An 18,984-nucleotide genomic window follows, 5' to 3' on the forward strand; every position below is an offset into this window, starting at 1 on the left:
CTCAAACGTGACCATGCCGGCGGAAATAAGCAATCAAGCCACTGGTCGAAGTATCAAGATTGGAATCGTATTCCTGATTGCCTAAAATCGCTGGCAACAGTCGATTCGCCAGTTGTTTGCCCAGTTCCACACCCCATTGGTCGAAAGAATTGATTCCCCAGATCACGCCCTGCACAAATACTTTGTGTTCATACAAGGCCAGCAACATACCAAGCTGGAAAGGGTCCAGGCTGGGCATCAGTATGGTAGTGGATGGCTGGTTACCAGCAAACACTTTATGCGGCAAAAGCTTGGCGATATGTACGTCGCTAAGACCTGCCTGCGACAACTCTTCCCGTGCCTGGCTTTCGGTCTTGCCAAATGCCAGTGCTGCGCTCTGGGCCAGGCAGTTCGCCAGCAAGGGTGCCTGATGACCGGGCAAAGGATAATCACTGGAAGCCGCCACCACAAAATCGCAAGGAATCAGCCAGCCACCCTGATGCAATAACTGGAAGAAAGCATGCTGGCCATTCACACCGATTTCCCCCCAGACGATGGGGTTGGCACGGCAAGTCAGAGCTTCGCCATCACGGCTGACGGTCTTGCCATTGGACTCCATTTCCAGTTGTTGCAAGAAAGCCGGCAAATGACGAATAGATTCGTTGTACGGCAGGATAGCGGTCGTTTCGGCACCGAGGAAATTGGTGTTCCAGATGGAAATCAGGGCCAGCAGCACGGGAAGGTTGTTTTCCAGCGGTGCCCGGCAGAAATGCTTGTCCATGGTTTCTGCCCCTGCGAGCATGCGTTCGAAACCACTCATGCCAATCGCCAGCGCCACCGACAAGCCAACCGCCGACCACAGGGAATAGCGCCCCCCCACCCAATCCCAGATTTGCAGGATATTGCTGTCCGGAATACCGAATTCATGCGCTTTATCAGGGCTGGATGTCACCGCAATGAAATGCTTGGCAACCGCCCATTCTTCCATTGCTGCCGCCATCAGCCAGGTGCGCGCAGTCTGGGCATTGATGCTGGTTTCTTGCGTAGTGAAGGTCTTGGAGGCGACAATAAACAGGGTGGTACGTGGATCCAGCTTTTCCAGCAAGGGAGCAAGGTGGGCACTATCCAGATTCGACACATAGTAAAAAGTCAGCCCTGGATGCTGCATGGCCGATAGTGCACGGGTTGCCAGCTTCGGGCCAAGGTCGGAACCACCTATGCCTATATTCACGACATTCTGTATGGCATCACCCTTGAAGCCGCGCCACAAACCACTACGTACACGCTCGACGATATCCCGCATCTGCTTGCGCACGGCCCTGACTTGCGGCATGACATCATGCTCTGCATTTGGAAAAGGAGTGAAATCCGTGTGACGCAAAGCCGTATGCAACACCGCGCGGTCTTCACTGATATTGATTTTTTCACCGGCAAACATGCGGTCACGCCAGCTTTCTACATTCGACAAACGTGCCAGCGCCATCAGGCTATCGAGTGTGGGCTTGTCTATGCGCTGCTTGGAATAATCGACCAGCAAGCCATCCAGCTCTGCCGAAAAATGATTAAACCTGTCCGTATCGGCAGCAAACAGTTCACGCAGATGCTTATGCTCCAGGCGCTGTTGATGCGCCAGCAATGCCTGCCATTCGGGCGTGTGGGTGATATTCATATTCTTCCTGGGCTGATAAGGGTGAGCGTAACTAGCTGATAACCAAGCTGATTTAAATACGCGTGCAGCGAAGCTGATTATTAAAATATATTGTTAAAATAAACACTAAACTGTGTTAACCTATGTTACATCGCTGCACTTCTGCAGCCAAAATAACATAGGGCAAGAATGCCAACAAGATTAGCCTGACAAAAAGGATGATCATGCTGAGTAAACAGGACATCGGTATCTTGATTGTGGATGACAATGACATCAGCCGTTCGATGCTGCGTCATATCCTTGAGAGCGAACAATTCAATGTCATTGGTGAAGCCAACAATGGCCTCACCGCTATTGAGTGGATAGAAAAAACCATCCCGGAAGTGGTGTGCCTGGACGTCATGATGCCCGACATTGACGGGTTGGTTATACTCGACCACATCAAGAGAATATCACCGGAAACCGTGGTGTTGATGGTTACCGGCAGCAACAAAAAAGAAACCGTGGTCAAAGCTATCAAGAGTGGGGCCAACGGTTTTATCGTCAAGCCTTTCAATCCCGCGACGGTGCTGCAGAATATGAACAGCCTGTTGACGAAGTCGTACAGGCCGCTAAAGTACTTGATTGACCGCCGCAAAAACTGGAAACAACCAGAATTTTAAGGCGTGCCATGAATAGGCATGGCGTAAAGAGATCAGGCGAACACCTTGCCAGATTGCACTGTTAACGCGAGCTGAGTAAATTCGCCATGGCAACATAAGCTTCCAGCGACAAGGTCTCTGGACGGCCCTGAGGATCTACCCCACACGCGACCAGATCAGCTTCCGTCAGCAAGCCAGCGACGCAATTGCGTACTACCTTGCGTCTTTGAGAAAATGCCTTGGTGACGACTTCTTCCAGTTTTTTGATATCGCAAGGGAAGGCTCCGGGCTTGGGTATCATGCGTACGATGGCAGATTCCACCCTTGGTGGCGGATCAAATGCTTCTGGCGGCACAACAAACATCAACTCCATGTGGTAGCGCACCTGCAACATGACAGACAGCCGGCCATAGGTTTTGCTACCAGGCTCTGCCACCATCCGTTCCACCACTTCTTTTTGCAGCATGAAATGCTGGTCTTCTACCAAGTGGGCAAATTCAGCCAGATGGAACAAGAGTGGGCTGGAAATGTTATATGGCAAATTGCCCACCACACGCAGCTTCTGCCCAGCTGGAACGGCAATGCCAGAAAAATCAAATGCCAGGGCATCGCCCTCATGCACCGTCAGTTTTTCTGCGGGAAAATTCTTCTTCAGGCGCGCCACCAGATCACGGTCCAGTTCCACTACGTGCAGGTGGTCCAGCCCTTCCAGCAGCAAGCGTGTCATGGCCGCCAGACCAGGACCAATTTCCACCATGGTCTGACCCGGCTGCGGGTGGATGGCGCGAATGATCTGGCTCAATACCAGATCGTCAGTCAAAAAATTCTGACCAAAACGTTTACGTGGGATATGTTTCATATTATTTCTTTGAGGCTGGAACATGTTTGCCCTGACTTTTGCCAGAACAAGATGCTGCCAATTCTGCTATTGGGTTCTGGCCATGCTGGCCGCAACACGTATGGCTACTATCATACTACCGATATCAGCATGCCCGACACCCTGTGCCGCCAGGTCCAGCGCCGTACCATGATCTACCGAAGTGCGTATCAATGGCAAGCCCAGGGTGATATTTACACCCAGTCCAAAACTCGCATGTTTCAGTACTGGCAAACCCTGATCATGATACATGGCCAGCACGCAATCAGCCTGTTCCAGGTATTTTTGCTGGAACAGGGTGTCTGCCGGATAAGGACCGCTGACTTGCATGCCTGCTTGTTGCGCCTGCATGATGACGGGCGTGATGACATCAATTTCTTCGCGGCCCAGATATCCATTCTCACCTGCATGCGGGTTCAACCCGGCCACCAGTATGCGTGGCATGGCAATACCAAACTTGTCGCGCAGATCAGCATGAATAATTTCCAACGTACGCAGCAAGTCATCAAACTGGATAGCATCTGCCACCTGTCGCAAGGGCAGATGCGTGGTTGCCAGAGCGACCCTCAAAGGCTGCGGCAACTGCGCATTGGCTTCACTTGCCAGCATCATGACGACACGGCTGGTATTGGTTTTTTCGGCGAAATATTCAGTATGCCCACTGAAAGGAACGCCAGCATCATTGATGGTGCTTTTTTGCAGCGGTGCTGTGACGATGGCGTCACACCATTGCTGCTGCACACTTTCAATGGCCACATCCAGGGTTTGTAAAACAGAACGGCCATTACGTGCATCCAGATGGCCAGCAATCACGTGGGCGTTCAGGGGACAATCAATCACCGTCAATCTATCTGTGCCGCAGGCGGGCAAACCTTGATTGCGTAGTGCCTGTAAGGACACGCCCATAAGATTGATATCGGGATTAATCTCCGCCGCGAGCATGGCCAGATAAGCAGCATCGCCTACCAGAACAGGTCTTACTTCATGCCGCAATTGCCAGGCGGCGGCGATAGATATTTCAGGCCCGATGCCGGCCGGTTCCCCTACGGTCACCGCGATCACCGACAAACTGGGCTGTGGCATTATTTGTCTTCCAGACGATATTCCACGTATGCGCGATCACGAATCTCGCGCAACCAGTCCTGCAAGGCTTCATCGGCCTTGCGTTCACGCACAGCCTGACGGGCTGCGATACGTTGACGATCTTTCGACAATTCATCAGTTTTGCGCTCCAGCACCTGAATCAGGTGGACACCAAACTGTGTGGTGACCGGCTCACTAATCTGGTTGACCGCCAGCTTATCCATCACCTGCTCAAATTCAGGTACGGTAACACCAGGGAAAACCCAACCCAGATCACCGCCTTTGGAGGCAGAACCGTCAGCAGAATTCGCTTTGGCCAGATCTTCAAAAGTTGCCTCTTTAGCTTCTATCTTTCTTTTGAATTCCAGCAATTTTTGACGTGCTTCTGGCTCGGTAACGATTTGGCTGACCTTGATCAGGATGTGGCGTGCATGTGTCTGTTGTTCGACTGCTGCAGCCTTGCTGTCATTCACAGCACGCTTGCCATTGACCTTGACGATATGAAAACCATTCGGGCTACGCACGATGTCGGACACTTCGCCGACTTTAACCTTGCTGATGGCATCGACAAACAATTGTGGCAAACGGTCTTGTTCACGCCAGCCGATGTCACCACCCTTGAGCGCTTCAGAACTATCGGAATAAGTCACTGCAAGTTTGGCAAAGTCCGCGCCGCCGCGCAATTTTTCCAGCACTTCTTCAGCACGTTTGCGACGCAGGGCAATTTGTTCAGATGAGGCATTTTCTGGAATGCTCACCAGAATATGTGCCAAATTCAATTCTTGCTTGCCCGCTTTGGAATTGGCTTCTGCTGCCAGATAATTGTCAATCTCTGTTTCTGACACCTGAATCTTGCTGTCAACTTCACGTTCGCGGACACGCTGCATGAGGATATCGTCACGAATTTCTTCGCGGAACTTGGCGTAGGATGTGCCTTCGCGTTCGATCTGGTTGCGGAACTCGGTCATGGACATCTTGTTTTGTTCAGCCAGACGTAACATGGTGCGGTCCAGCATTACATCATCAACACGCATGCCATTTTCTTTGGCCAGTTGCATTTGGGCACGATCGGTAATCATGCGTTCTAGCAATTGCTTTTGCAGATCAGCGCGGTCTGGCAAGGCTGTACCCTGTTTTTTCAGGCGCGTTTCTACGGACAGCAGGCGTTCATTCAATTCCTGACGGGTAATCACTTCATCATTCACCACCACCACGATGGTATTGATGACTTGCGACTTGCCGGTCTGCGCAGACTTGGGCTTGGAGACAGGTGCAGGAGCTGGTGCAACGGCGGCTGGATTGATTTTAACTTGCGACCACGCCACCGGGCTGGCAAGCAGGCCGGCAGAAACCGCGAATACTGAGAATAATTTACATTGTTTCATTTGCAATAAATGTCGCATATTGATCCAAAAATCCTGTTACGCCTGGTCACGTGTCTGAGCATCGACACCGGGCAAAAGTTGCAATATACACGTTAGCACCCGTTTCATAAACAGCGCAGGCCATTCAATCGCCGGTGACGGCTACTACAATTGTTATTACAGCAAAAATATCTACCGTTCATTGATCGGCTGATAACCCGAAATATTTTTCCTCAAGGCATCAATTGGATTACCGCCAAAGCCCAGACGGGCCAGGCCATTCAATTCCAGCTGAATCGAGAATCCCGACGTGTTATTGACACTATTAGTGGCAAAACGTTGCGCAAGAAAACGCAAAGACCAGCAATCTGCCTTGTATTCAAAGCCCAGCAAGCCATCCACCATGCGTTTGTCCATCATGGAATAATTGCTGCGACCCACCATATACCAGCGATCAGCCATCGGCCATTGTGCTGAAAAATCCAACTGTTCCAGCGAATCCCGCTGGTAACGATAAGTCAGGTTCAGCACTTTTTTAGGAGATGGTTGCCAGCGAATACCATAATTGGAACGCACGGACTGACGATCAGTCTGACTCAACTGCAAGGCCATCTCGCCACTCAAAGTAGATGATAACTTGCCAACGGCTGCCAGCAACAGATCGGAACGACTTGGACTGACGGTATTGTCCAGCGTGACTTTCTGGGTATTGAAATAAAAACGCTGACCGATCGCCAGTTTCAGACTTTCATCACCATTACCTTCAATAAAACGCGAAATCAGGGCCGCCGTGATCTGGTTGGAATCCCCTATCCTGTCCTGGCCAGTGAAACGGTTTTCACTGAAAATCTGGGCAAAATTAAAATCGGCAACCGCGCTGTCAAAATTCGGCATGTTCGACTGGTCGCGGTAAGGCGTATTCACATAGAACAGGCGCGGCTCAAGGGTTTGCGTCAGGTCAGTGTCAAACATGCGGGTTTTTCGCTCAAACACCAGGCCGCTATCAACAGAAAAAGTCGGTACAGCACGATGAAAATCAGCTTCCTGTCCGGGTGCCGGATTCACCAGATGATAATTGGTCGCATGGAAGGAGATTTTCGGAATAATGAAAGCTCCAGGTTGCACCAGCGGCAAAGACAAGCTGGGGTTGATCACCACGCGATCACCACGTACCAGGGTAGGATGCCAGAAACGTGTCAACATGCTGTCCATGGACCAGTCCAGGCCCGCGACATCATGCTGTTCCGCATGCAGTTGCAACTGTGGCAAGCGGTCATAAGGGCGGTCAATCGGCGCAGTCGGATCCTGCAAGACCTGATAGTTTGAGGCTCTGAGCCCCACGCTCCAGAATGAACCGTAATATGTCAGATTGGCTTCGCGCAGCAACAGCCGCTGAGCGGTCTTGGTAATGGTGCGGGAAAAATCGGTAGGATAATTATCGTCCGATGCCGTATTGATATTCCAGGAAAAATCCAGTTGTGGCAGCAATTTCTGCTGATGGACAGAAGCTACCGCATAACGGTTGGTACCGGTCACGCGGTCATTGAGCAAACCTTCGACACTGGTTTCGCCAGAATAGGTTTCACCCAGATAGCGCCCTTCCAACCCCAGTTGCAGACCGCGCCTGGCAATCATCTTGGGGTAGACCGTCAAATCACGGTTAGGCGCAATATTGAAGTAATACGGTACCGTCAGTTCTGGCCCACCCTTGGATGAGGCCCCCAGGACAGGTGGCAGGAAACCAGAATGGCGTGCACCAGACAAAGGAAAAGTCAGTGATGGCGTCGCCAGGATAGGTACACCAAGGAAATATATGACCGACTTGCCAGCCACACCACGGTCAAGACCGGTATCCAAGTTCAACGTGTCTGCTTGTAAATACCAATCCGGATTCAGACCTTCACAGGTACTGTAAGTACCACTGGTAAGAAGGGAACGCTCTTCATCCTGAAAATCGATACGCTTGGCATGGCCCTGGGCATTATTGCGCAAGAGTTTGTAAATAGGATTGGTGACAAAGCCAGCACCAGAATCAAGCTGCATGCGCATGCTATCACCGCTATAACAGTCTCCATAGCGATTAACGCGGACATTGCCAGATGCATCCACCTCATCGTCGAGGTTGCTGTACATGGCTTCATCCGCATTTAACTTGGTGCCGCCCTTGATGACTTCCACATCGCGCTCAAACTTGATAAAGCGTTCTGGCCGGCCATTGAAGGAGTCGGCACTTATCGTCACAGGCGCGTTTTTATCGTCCTGCTTTGCTTTAGCAAGCTGCAGTTTCTCTTTCTGCGATTTTTCATCCTGCTGATTTTGCGCCTGGGCTTCGGCTGTAATGCCTGAAGTCTGGGTCTGCGCCATCGCCTGGGAAAAATAGGCAGGCACAAGAACCGACACCAGAATCGCCGGGATAGTAGGAAACAACAGCGGTGAATGAGATAATACGGGTTTCCTGCGCATGAATTCAGTGGTCAATAAGCGTTTTGCCAAGTATTCTGAACGATGTCATACAGACAATCTGCCAGAAATCAGTCGCCTATTATAGGTGAAATGCTGGCAAAACCACTTGAAGTATGCAGACAAACTAACTTCTATTAATATTTATACATGTCCTCCTCAGCAATCCCAGCGAATTCTGCAGCATCTGCAGTGATCTCCTCCGAAAAAGAACAGCGCAAACAGGCGCTGCAAACCTGGCTTGCGGGTGTAAACGGGCATGCCATGAAGCTGGACAGCATCCGTACAGCTTCTGCCGATGCCAGTTTTCGCCAATATTACAGAATTGATACCGAAAATGGTAACAGCCTCATCGCCGTTGATGCTCCTCCAGCGACCGAGAATAGCGCTGCCTTTATCAAGATGGCAAATCTGTTGAAAAGCATCAATCTGACTGTGCCTGAAGTACTGGACCACGACATTGCACAGGGTTTCTTGCTGGTCACCGATATGGGCATGCATACTTATGGCCAGGTCTTGAATAGCGACAATGCGCACAAGCTGTATCTGGATGCCATTGACAGCCTGATCCTGTTGCAGGCGCAAAGCCAGCCGGATGTATTGCCTGAATATGACCGCCCTTTCCTGCTGCGCGAATTGAATATCTTTAAAGAATGGTATGTCGCCAAACATCTGGGTGTGACCCTGACGGATGCACAAAATGCCACGCTGGATAAGGTATTTGATCACTTGCTGGCCAGCGCATTGGCACAGCCACAGGTGTACGTACACCGTGATTTTCATTCGCGCAATCTGATGTGGATGGACAAGGGCAACCCCGGCATTATCGATTTCCAGGATGCTGTGTATGGCCCCATCACCTATGACCTGGTATCGCTGTTGCGCGACGCCTACGTGCAGTGGGATGAGGAAATCGTGCTGGACTGGGCCATACGTTATTGGGAAAAAGCCAAACGTGCTGGCTTGCCAGTAGCACCGGACATCGACAGCTTCTACCGTGATTTCGAGAGGATGGGCTTGCAGCGCCACCTGAAGATACTTGGCATCTTCGCCCGTCTGTCACATCGTGACGGCAAACATCATTACATAGGTGATATCCCTACTGTCATGGAATACGTGCGCAAAACTTCACACCGCTACAAGGAACTGATCCCGCTGTTGCGCCTGCTGGATGAACTGCAAGACAACGCGCCGCAAGTTGGCTACACCTTCTAAAGGCCCGTGACCATGAAAGCCATGTTACTTGCCGCAGGACGCGGCGAACGTATGCGTCCCTTGACCGACTCCTGCCCCAAGCCCTTGCTGAAAGTGCGCGGCAGACCGCTGATCGTCTGGCATATCCTGAACCTGGTAAAAGCCGGCATCACCGAAATGGTCATCAATCATGCACATCTGGGTCACATGATAGAAGATGCCCTGGGTGATGGTTCCCGTTTCGGTGCGAGCATCCAGTACTCTGCTGAAGAACAGGCGCTGGAAACAGCAGGCGGTATTGCCAAGGCCCTGCACTTGCTGGGGGATGCCCCCTTCATCGTAGTATCTGGCGATATTTATATCCCGCATTTCAATTTTGCTGAATGCCTGAATACGCTGGAAGAACATGACCCCTGGGGTAACCCGCACCCGACAGACAAGCGCGACATCGCCTGGCTGTATATGGTGAAAAATCCAAGCTTCCACCCTGGTGGTGACTTCGCACTGACGCTGATGGGTCTGGCGAATGAAGGTTCACCACGGCATACTTTTGGCAATATCGGCGTGTACCGGCCAGAAATGTTCCAGGCCATACGCCCCGGCGACCATGCCAAGCTTGGCCCTTTGCTGCGCGAATACATTGATGCTGGTCGTGTCGGTGGTGAACTGTATCGTGGTGAGTGGCATAACCTTGGCACGCCAGATCAATTGGAAGCACTGAATGCCCCCCTGAATTTCAAAGGAACTGCATGAATATCCCTTCCGTGCCTGCTCTGCAGTCTTACCTCCGGCGTCGCCAACAGTTGCAGTCACAGATGCTGGCACAAGGTGGCGGCGTCGCCATCATCCCCACTGCACGCGAATTGATACGCAACAACGACAACACCTACCCTTTCCGGCACGATAGCCATTTTTATTACCTGTCCGGTTTCAATGAACCGGAAGCCCTCATCGTGCTCGTCGCCAAAGCTGATCAACAGCAAGCCATTTTGTTTTGCCGCGAAAAAAATCCTGAGCGTGAAATATGGGATGGCTTTCGCTATGGCCCACAAGCGGCAGAAAAAGAGTTTGGTTTCGATGCTGCGTACCCCATAGAAAGTCTTGCGGAAAAGTTACCTGAGCTGCTGGCTGATACCCACAAGCTGTTTTACAGCACCGCCATGGAACCGCATATCGACGAACAGTTGCAGCAAAGCCTGCAGGCCGTGCGTGCCAAGAGCCGCAGCGGTATCCGTGCACCTGCCATCACCGTAGATGTGCGGGAACTGATCGATGAAATGCGCCTGTTCAAGGATGAAACTGAAATTGCCCTGATGCAGCGTGCCGCCAGCATTTCCGGCATGGCCCATGCACGCGCCATGCGCAGTGCCCGGCCCGGCAAGTATGAATATGAACTGGAAGCTGAACTGCTGCATGAATTCCGCCGTCAGGGTGCACAGTCACCGGCCTATGGCTCCATCGTTGCCGCCGGTGGCAACGCCTGCATATTGCATTACCAGAGTAACCAGGCGCAGATACAGGATGGCGATCTGGTACTGATCGATGCAGGCTGCGAATACGACAGCTATGCATCTGACATCACCCGCACCTTCCCTGCCAATGGCAAGTTCAGCATTGCACAAGAACGCCTGTATGAAATCGTGCTGAATGCACAGCAGGCGGCCATGGATTGCGCCCACCCCGGTTCACGTTATATGGATGGGCATCATGCCGCCGTGCGTATACTGACCCAGGGTATGCTGGATACTGGCCTGCTGGATAAAAACAAGGTCGGCAATCTCGACGATGCCATTACCAGTTCAGCTTACCGTCAGTTTTATATGCACGGCACCGGCCACTGGCTGGGTCTGGATGTGCACGATGTTGGCAATTATCGTGAAACCGAAAAACTCGGAGACGAAAAACCTTACCGCCAGTTACAAGCCGACATGGTCATCACCATAGAACCCGGCATTTATGTACGGCCTGCCGAAGGTGTACCGCAAGAATACTGGAACATAGGCATACGCATAGAAGACGATATCCTGATCACCGCAGATGGTCATCTGAACCTGAGCCGTGATACGCCCAAAACCGTGGCAGAAATTGAAGCAGAAATGCGTAAGCATTAGAGATACAAAACCCTATGGATCAAATCATCAATGATGTGGATATAGCGATTTGCGGTGCAGGCCCGGTAGGCCAGGTGCTGGCCCTGTTGCTGCATCGTCAGGGTTACATGGCTGACCGGATTGCCCTGTTCGATGGCAAAACCGCAGAGCAGGCCGAGCACGATGCACGCTCCATCGCCCTGTCATATGGCAGCCGGCAAATCCTGGAAGCTGCTGGGGCCTGGCCCATCCGGGCGACCGCCATCAGCGAAATCCATGTCTCGCGCCGTGGCCATTTTGGCCGTAGCCTGATGCGTGCCAGCGACTATGATTTACCTGCGCTGGGATATGTGGCGCGGTATGGTGACATCATTCGTCCATTGCAACTGGCAATCAAACAGTCAGGCATCATCATCACCCGGCCGCATACCATTACCGCCATCGATGAAATGCCCGACCATGTGCGTCTGAGCCTGCGCCACGCTGATACCATGGATACGCAAGCCATCAGCCACATCAGCGCCGGCATCGTGATACAGGCCGAAGGTGGTACCTTTGGTGACCAGCAGCAAAGAACGCAGCACCACGATTATCAGCAAACAGCCATCATTGCCCATGTGAATACCGACGCCCAGATCACCGGGCGTGCATTTGAACGCTTTACTGACCAGGGCCCGCTGGCCCTGTTGCCGCAGGAAGATGGTTATGCCCTGGTGTGGTGTGTCAGGCCGGACCAGGCTGGTCACTTGCTGGCGATGGATGAAGCCGCCTTCAGGCAAGCTCTGCAAACAGCATTTGGCAATCGCCTTGGCAATTTCATCAAGACCTCTGTGCGCCTGTCTTACCCGTTGGGCTTGAATGCCCAGGCCCAGGCCACGGCACGCACAGTCGCCATCGGCAATGCAGCCCAAACCCTGCACCCGGTAGCAGGGCAAGGTCTGAACCTGGGTCTGCGCGATAGTATGGTTTTAGCGCGTGTATTGACACGGCATGCCAGCAGCACTGCCGCCATGACTGATCCGGCTGCAGCCTTGCAAGCTTATCTGGCAGAACGTCTGGCCGACAGAAAATTGACCATACGCATCACCGACAGCATGGCCCGCGTGTTTGCCAGCAGCCCTGATGGTGCCTTCAGCCAAAGCTTGCTTGGTATAGGGTTAGGTGCATTGGACCTGATCAACCCGGCAAAAAAAATGCTGGCCGAACAGATGATGTATGGGTGGCGTTGAACATTTTCAGCCATGCATAAAGAACAGAAATTAGGTAGAGGCAGAGATTACTCTATAATCCGCCCTTCACCTGAAAGGAAACACCATGAAATTGCGCATCAAGAGACGTCACCTGAACTATGGCCGTTTGTACAATCACCAACTGGCTGTCGTGCTGGAAGCTGCATTTGAAGAATTCAGAAGCAACTTCAGCGAACAAGGTGCATCCATTGCCGAATCCATCGATTCACTGCAAGACCTGGGTGCCAGCTACCGCCACTTCAAGAAATTTGCCCTGCGCTTCGCCAAGGCACATTAAGCATTACCTTTAACGAGTCGTGGCGAATAGCGCAAGCCGACCAGCACGACTCGTATTTCATAATAGCCAATCGCTTCGCTGGCAGCATAAAGCCCCCTGCCCGACAATCTCTTCTCGAAACAAATCCACGTAGCCGCAATGCCATCGCGCATCGTTTGTACTTTGCTCATCTAAACAACGTCGACCTCTCCGAACAGATCCAATATTCCGTGATGCTTACAACGGAATGAAATCGATTGTAATTTTGTCGTAACAGTCGCCTTTTACAATGCATTCATATACCGCAAATATATTTAACTATCTGTATATGAAAATTCACTGCATCTGAGAAAAGGATTTCCCATGCCCCCCCGTTTTTTGAGTTTGATTGCTATTTCTTGTGCTGTTCCTTCCGCCGTTTTCTTGCTGCATGGCTGTGGCAGTTCGTCTGACAATCCCACGCAAGTACAGAACCCAAATCTGCCCGTAGCATCTCAAGCTGGATGGACGACGGGTGACTTGCATGTGCACACCATACAATCCGACGATGCCCGCACGACGCAAACACTGGATACCGTGCTGGACAAGGCTTTCACCAGCTATGGCCTGGACTGGACCGCTGTCACCAATCATTTGCGCTCGTCAAAATATGACAATAACGGTGTCCTGCTGACCACCCCTGTTCCTTTTGCGTATGGCATGGAGTCGTATGAAATCCCCAGGATCAAAGCCTTGCAGGCCTCTGGTCGCTATGCAGACAAAACCATCTTCTCTGGTTTTGAATGGGATATGCCCACGCATGATCACTTGGGCGTCAGCATTTTTGATGTAGCTGATGGCAAATTGATTTCGTCTACGTCAGCGGCCAAGGAATTTCAATATCTGTTCACCACCCTGGAAGACAGCAAATTTGACGCTGCGGATGTCAGCAAGTGGAAAGTGAAATATTCCCAACGTTTTAACAGCACGGCAGCAGATGCCTTGCAAGCCATCTCGTGGTTGAAGAAAAATTATCCTGATACCAGTTTTGTCACGATCAACCATCCTTCGCGCAATCCCGGCAAGTACACGATTGCCGACTTCCGCACCATGAACGATATGGCACCCAATATCATGTTTTCCATAGAGGGCATGGTCGGTAACCAGATGGAACCTGATCGTGGCGGGTATACCTCCAGCTATACCGATGCGAACAAACCAAATCGTGTTTATGGTGGCGTTGATGCCATCGTCGCGCAGGTAGGTGGTGTCTGGGATGCCTTGCTTGGCGAAGGTCGCCGCATCTGGAATATTGCCGATTCTGACTCGCATTTTAAAATCGACGACGCAGGCAACAGCAGTGGCTACTTCCCCGGCGAATATGCGAAAAACTATGTGTGGATGAACGACAAGAAAGCCGGCGTCAATGAACTAATCAAAAGCCTGCAATCAGGAAGAATGTTCAGCGTCTTTGGTGACCTTATCAATGCCATGGAATTCACTGCCAGTAATTCCAGCGACGTAAAAAATATGGGACAGGAACTGAAGGTAGCGAACGGCAGCACGGTTGATGTCACCATACGTTTCAAAAGCCCGGCCAAGAATAATTATGAATTCCCGGTCGGTAGTGGTGTATCCGGCAACAAGGCACCGAAAGTGGATCATGTGGATCTGATCGTGGGTGACGTTGGTAGCAAGGCGGCACCGGATTCCAGCGCCTACAACGTGGCGACCAATCCCAGTACCAAAGTCTTGAAACGCTTCACCAGCGTTGACTGGAAAACAGATGCTGATGGTTACAACGTCATCAAGTACCAGATGGTTGTGCAGAAAAACCAGTATCTGCGCCTGCGTGGCACCAACCTGGGTATCAATGTCGCAGACATGACGGACAATGGCGAACCTTTGGCCGATGCCAAAATCACGACCGCAGACAACCCCACGCGTCACAACCAGATCAATGACCGCAACTACGCCAGCCTGTGGTTCTATTCCAATCCGGTCTTTATCAGCGTGAACTAGATTGGATTGTATTCATGGTGGGGAAGGTGCCATGCAGCATTGCCATTGCATGCGTCTTGCCCCCTAGCCTGACAAAATATCTCTACAGTGATTGTTACTTCAAATGGTGTGACGGCAAGTCCATCTGTTACGGCCGCGTCGATCAAATCTGTATCCCTGCCATACGACTTTTCAGGAGTACAATTTTTTACTCAGACATAATCAGGAGCGTTTGCCATGAAACTGTACCCATTATTCCTGCTGATGGCGACCGCCACTGTATTCAGCCCTGGTCCGGGCGTGGTCATGACGCTCACAAATGCTTTGCGTTATGGCTTGCGCGGCACATTTGGCGGCATCCTGGGCATTGCCTTTGGTGCCCTGATCGTGGCTGCCATTTCTGCCACAAGTGTCGGTGTGGTGCTGGCGGCATCCGCCACGGCTTTTACCATCCTCAAACTGCTCGGTGCAGCCTACCTGATTTTTCTTGGTGTCAAACTCTGGCGCGCTCCGGCCTTCCGCTTTGCTGAAGCAAATGCACATGAAGCCAGCTTCAAGAAGCGCTTTCTTGAGGGCCTGTCGCTGCAAATGACTAATCCGAAAGCGATCTTTTTCTTTCTATCGATTTTTCCACAATTTATCGATCCGGCAATGGGCTATGGCATGCAGTTTGGCGTACTGGTACTGACTTACAGCACGCTGATTGTTTTGATACACAGCAGTTACGCCATTTTTGCAGGTAAGGCGAAAAACTGGCTGACTTCAGAAAAAGGTGGAGCCCGCATGAATAAAATTGGTGCGGTCACCTTCATATTCTTTGGCTGCGCCCTCGCTGGTGCCAAACGTACAGTGTGACGATAAAGGTCGAAGCTAAGACATCACGGCTAGTGCGGTGCAGCAATAAAAAACTGCATTGTTGACATTTGGTAATGTGCCAAGCGGCATTTTTCTGCTAGCATCAATTATCTGCCTTTTATCTTTTATGTAAAGGCAGGCCATCGTCCACCACTACCCGAGGTGCTTATGTCAACAAGACGCATAGGAATGTCTGACATTATCATAGGGCAGCCCTTACTTTGGGATGTCTACGGCAGTGACGGCAGTCTCTTGCTTCGCAAGGGCTTTATTGTCAGTAACACAGGCCAGGTCGCCTCACTGATAGAGCGCGGTCTGTTTGCCAACACCGAGCGAAGCGATGGTGGTCTGCGCGATGGCAAACCGGTAGAAAAAGCCAGCGAATCCCCTTCTGTAGTACGCATGGTCAATTCAGCCCGTACGGAATTGCGGCGCATTTTGTACAAACTCAACACTGAAGCAAATGCCCAGGCGCAGATTCTCGCGCTGGCCAGACAGGTAGGTTCTGCCGTCTTCATGTCGCCCGATATCGCCCTTGGGGGTATCTTGCTGAATCAGGAAGATACCTACGGCATACGCCACTCTGTCGATACTGCCATGGTGGCATTACTAATCGCACGCGCATTAAAAAAACCACAGGAAGAAATGCTGCTGCTGGCAGCCGCCGCACTGACCATGAACCTGGGTATGTTGCGTCAACAAGAACGCCTGCAAGAAAAAAGCGAAGCCCTGACAACAGACGAACGGGAATTGATCATGCAACATCCGGAAGCTGCAGTCAGCATGTTGCGTGCTGCAGGCATCGATAAAGAAGACTGGTTATCCTGGGTCTTGCATCATCACGAAAGTGAAGACGGTAGTGGTTATCCTGGTAAAAAGACCGGTGTCGACATCCCGCAAAATGCCAAAATTATTTCAGTCGCCGACCGTTACTGCGCCCGCATCTGCCCCCGCAGTTATCGCAAATCCATGCTGCCAAACGTTGCCCTGCGCGACATCCTGATAGAAGGAAAAGAAAAAATAGACCCCATGCTGGTCGCGGTGTTTATACGTGAGCTTGGTGCCTATCCCATCGGTACGTTTGTCAGGCTGGAAAATGGCGAAGTAGGTGTGGTAAGCGCCAAGGGAGCGACCACAACCACTCCGTTTGTGCATGCCCTGCTGGGGCCGCGCGGGGTGGCGCTGACGGTACCACTCAAGCGGGACACACAAAAAATTGCCATTCGCGAAGTCATGCATCGTGAGCAGGTACCGGTCAAATTTACTATGCGTCATCTATGGGGTGATATCGCCCGGGTCTGAAGATGATCAGGTTATCCCCATCATAACCGACCACTGGCCAGCAGGCAGCGTTATGTGCCTGGTGTGTTCGCTAATCTATGGGCAAACCACTGACTGGCTTGATTTCTTCCATGCAAATCATGGACCTTAAGGATGCCACGCCCGGAACCTGCATCAGGGTGTCAGTCAAAAACTGCGACAGGCTCTTCAAATCACAGGCTACCACCTTCAGGATGTAATCAAAATCGCCTGAAATGGTGTGGCATTCTATGATTTCGGGGAAAGCCTTCAACTGACGCTCCACCTCGCGCACATTGCGGAACTGTTCACGGTCCAGTGACAGGTTCACAAATGCCATGACTCCCAGTCCCAGTGCCTCCGGTGCTACCTGCGCTACGTAGGCGCGTATCACCCCTTTTTCTTCCAGTGTCCGGACCCGCCTGAGCGTCTGTGGGGCGGACAGATGTATGCGTTCAGCCAGGCTCAGATTACTCATACGGCCATCTTGCTGAAGGTGGCGCAAGATGTTGCGGTCATACACGTCCATTTACTTCTCCTTTTTCCTCAAAATGCCGGCTAGCCATTCTGCCGCCGCCAATGCTGATTTTCAGGATATTTTATCAATTCCATTAAATAAGAAATTTAAACACATATTTTTCATAAATAAGAAATTTAATTTCTATTTATACAGAATTTACATCACATTTAGCAATCTAATTCTCGCTGCCGCTGGCTACAATAGATAACAGAATACATAGCACAACAGGTGCGCAAGAGCCTGATGCGAAATGGGTCTGGTGGATTTCTACCGTATTTGCCGGCTTGCAAGCTGGGCAAATCCGAAATCTCGCAACATCAGGAAAACCAGGGTGATTTCGCAATAGCCTCTCAAATGTATTCCGGTAAGTTTTTAAAAATACACGGAGAACATCATGGTGACCTTCATCGGCACGCAAGAAATGCAAAACCACTTGAAAAAAACCCGACTTGAAGACGCAATCACACGTCTGGCCGGGATGATCAAGGAAGATTATTTACGCTGGCAGGCTTTTGACAAGTCAGCACGGGTAGCCAGCCACTCTGATGTCGGCGTCATAGAATTGATGCCAATTTCCGATGGAGTGCAGTATTCATTCAAATATGTGAACGGGCATCCCAAAAATACCCAGGCAGGCCTGCTAACGGTCACCGCCTTTGGCGTGCTGGCAGATGTCAATACCGGCTACCCTCGCCTGCTGTCTGAACTGACACTGACCACCGCTATCCGCACTGCCGCCACCTCGGCACTGGCCGCCACTTTTATGGCCAGACCTGATTGCCGCAGCATGGCGTTGATTGGCAACGGTGCCCAAAGCGAATTCCAGGCTATTGCCTTTCATGCCATGCTGGGCATCAAAGAGTTACGTGTATATGACATCGACCCTGCAGCAACCGACAAGTTAATTCATAATTTGCGCATGTATCCTGAATTGCGGGTGATACGCGCCAATTCCACTGCCGAAGCAGTCAAAGGCGCAGACATTGTGACTACAGTGACGGCAGACAAAACCAATGCCATCATACTGACACCGGAAATGATAGAACCCGGCATGCACATCAATGGCGTCGGTGGTGATTGCCCCGGCAAGACTGAATTACATGCCGATATTTTGCATCAGGCCCATGTTGTGGTTGAATATGAACCACAATCGAGGATAGAAGGTGAATTGCAACAGATGCCAGCTGATTTCCAGGTAACGGAATTGTGGACTATCCTGGCAGGCAAGGCATCTGGTCGCACACATGCTGAACAGATCACGGTATTTGATTCTGTTGGTTTTGCGCTGGAAGATTTTTCTGCCATGCGTTATCTGGAAAAATATGTAATGCAGGCCAATTCGCCTGTACTGGATTTGATACCTGAATTGATGAACCCGAAAGATTTGTTTGGCATGGGAATGGCTGGTAATACTGTAACCAGCCCTACCCGCAGCACAACTGCCTATGCCGTACCGATAAACGCCTGATCCAGGCATTACCGCAAGAA

Annotated in this window: 17 protein-coding genes; 10 read left to right on the forward strand and 7 right to left on the reverse strand. The window is 51.3% G+C overall.

Annotated features, from left to right (window positions below; genetic code table 11):
* Position 1: 1 nt before the first annotated feature.
* Entirely contained in the window at positions 2-1,648 is a 1,647-nt protein-coding gene (gene pgi, locus AC1RVX_RS10175; RefSeq protein WP_493216471.1) for a glucose-6-phosphate isomerase, read from the reverse strand.
* A 203-nt stretch (positions 1,649-1,851) separates the two neighbouring features.
* Between pgi and AC1RVX_RS10180 the strand changes: the two genes are divergently transcribed.
* The gene (locus AC1RVX_RS10180; RefSeq protein ID WP_493216472.1) at positions 1,852-2,289 is read left to right on the forward strand and encodes a response regulator; all 438 of its coding nucleotides are present in this window, start codon (positions 1,852-1,854) and stop codon (positions 2,287-2,289) included.
* Positions 2,290-2,350: 61 nt separating this feature from the next.
* On the opposite strand, the gene rsmA is transcribed toward AC1RVX_RS10180, so the two are convergent.
* From rsmA to AC1RVX_RS10200, 4 genes are all read right to left on the reverse strand, one after another.
* Complete coding sequence (rsmA, locus tag AC1RVX_RS10185; protein ID WP_493216473.1) at positions 2,351-3,127, reverse strand: 16S rRNA (adenine(1518)-N(6)/adenine(1519)-N(6))-dimethyltransferase RsmA; 777 nt, start codon at positions 3,125-3,127, stop codon at positions 2,351-2,353.
* Between the two features lie 66 nt (positions 3,128-3,193).
* Positions 3,194-4,228: a 4-hydroxythreonine-4-phosphate dehydrogenase PdxA gene (gene pdxA, locus AC1RVX_RS10190; protein ID WP_493216474.1), complete on the reverse strand. Its 1,035-nt coding sequence runs from the start codon at positions 4,226-4,228 to the stop codon at positions 3,194-3,196.
* Entirely contained in the window at positions 4,228-5,631 is a 1,404-nt protein-coding gene (locus AC1RVX_RS10195; RefSeq protein ID WP_493216475.1) for a peptidylprolyl isomerase, read from the reverse strand. Before AC1RVX_RS10195 ends, pdxA begins: the two co-directional genes overlap by 1 nt.
* Positions 5,632-5,784: 153 nt before the next feature.
* Positions 5,785-8,085, reverse strand: a complete 2,301-nt coding sequence (locus AC1RVX_RS10200) for an LPS-assembly protein LptD (RefSeq protein ID WP_493216476.1) — start codon at positions 8,083-8,085, stop codon at positions 5,785-5,787.
* Between the two features lie 117 nt (positions 8,086-8,202).
* On the opposite strand from AC1RVX_RS10200, the gene AC1RVX_RS10205 reads away from it, so the two are divergent.
* The 5 genes from AC1RVX_RS10205 (at position 8,203) to AC1RVX_RS10225 (ending at position 12,863) form a co-directional block, all read left to right on the forward strand.
* Positions 8,203-9,267, forward strand: a complete 1,065-nt coding sequence (locus tag AC1RVX_RS10205; RefSeq protein WP_493216477.1) for an aminoglycoside phosphotransferase family protein — start codon at positions 8,203-8,205, stop codon at positions 9,265-9,267.
* 12 nt (positions 9,268-9,279) lie between these two features.
* Entirely contained in the window at positions 9,280-9,999 is a 720-nt protein-coding gene (gene murU, locus AC1RVX_RS10210; RefSeq protein WP_493216478.1) for an N-acetylmuramate alpha-1-phosphate uridylyltransferase MurU, read from the forward strand.
* The gene (gene pepP, locus AC1RVX_RS10215; RefSeq protein ID WP_493216479.1) at positions 9,996-11,357 is read left to right on the forward strand and encodes a Xaa-Pro aminopeptidase; all 1,362 of its coding nucleotides are present in this window, start codon (positions 9,996-9,998) and stop codon (positions 11,355-11,357) included. Before murU ends, pepP begins: the two co-directional genes overlap by 4 nt.
* A 14-nt stretch (positions 11,358-11,371) precedes the next feature.
* Positions 11,372-12,565 (forward strand): FAD-dependent monooxygenase, encoded by a 1,194-nt coding sequence (locus tag AC1RVX_RS10220; RefSeq protein WP_493216480.1) that lies wholly within the window; start codon positions 11,372-11,374, stop codon positions 12,563-12,565.
* Between the two features lie 85 nt (positions 12,566-12,650).
* Positions 12,651-12,863 carry a hypothetical protein gene (locus AC1RVX_RS10225; RefSeq protein WP_493216481.1) on the forward strand — a complete coding sequence of 71 codons (213 nt, stop codon included), beginning with the start codon at positions 12,651-12,653 and terminating at the stop codon, positions 12,861-12,863.
* Here AC1RVX_RS10225 and AC1RVX_RS10230 read toward each other — a convergent pair.
* Positions 12,860-13,033, reverse strand: a complete 174-nt coding sequence (locus AC1RVX_RS10230; RefSeq protein WP_493216482.1) for a hypothetical protein — start codon at positions 13,031-13,033, stop codon at positions 12,860-12,862. The genes AC1RVX_RS10225 and AC1RVX_RS10230 overlap by 4 nt on opposite strands.
* A 172-nt stretch (positions 13,034-13,205) precedes the next feature.
* Here AC1RVX_RS10230 and AC1RVX_RS10235 point away from each other — a divergent pair, with 172 nt between their 5' ends.
* The 3 genes from AC1RVX_RS10235 (at position 13,206) to AC1RVX_RS10245 (ending at position 16,979) form a co-directional block, all read left to right on the forward strand.
* Entirely contained in the window at positions 13,206-14,843 is a 1,638-nt protein-coding gene (locus AC1RVX_RS10235; protein ID WP_493216483.1) for a CehA/McbA family metallohydrolase domain-containing protein, read from the forward strand.
* A 216-nt stretch (positions 14,844-15,059) separates the two neighbouring features.
* Complete coding sequence (locus AC1RVX_RS10240) at positions 15,060-15,677, forward strand: LysE family translocator (protein ID WP_493216484.1); 618 nt, start codon at positions 15,060-15,062, stop codon at positions 15,675-15,677.
* 189 nt (positions 15,678-15,866) lie between these two features.
* Positions 15,867-16,979, forward strand: coding sequence for an HD-GYP domain-containing protein (locus AC1RVX_RS10245; protein ID WP_493216485.1), 1,113 nt, complete (start codon positions 15,867-15,869; stop codon positions 16,977-16,979).
* A gap of 70 nt (positions 16,980-17,049) precedes the next feature.
* Here AC1RVX_RS10245 and AC1RVX_RS10250 read toward each other — a convergent pair whose 3' ends face one another.
* On the reverse strand, positions 17,050-17,505 hold the full coding sequence (locus AC1RVX_RS10250; RefSeq protein ID WP_493216486.1) for an Lrp/AsnC family transcriptional regulator: 456 nt from the start codon (positions 17,503-17,505) through the stop codon (positions 17,050-17,052).
* Positions 17,506-17,890: 385 nt separating this feature from the next.
* Here AC1RVX_RS10250 and ocd point away from each other — a divergent pair, with 385 nt between their 5' ends.
* The gene (gene ocd / locus AC1RVX_RS10255; protein ID WP_493216487.1) at positions 17,891-18,964 is read left to right on the forward strand and encodes an ornithine cyclodeaminase; all 1,074 of its coding nucleotides are present in this window, start codon (positions 17,891-17,893) and stop codon (positions 18,962-18,964) included.
* Positions 18,965-18,984 lie beyond the last annotated feature (20 nt).

Source organism: Undibacterium sp. GW821-FHT11B02 (genome assembly GCF_058808955.1).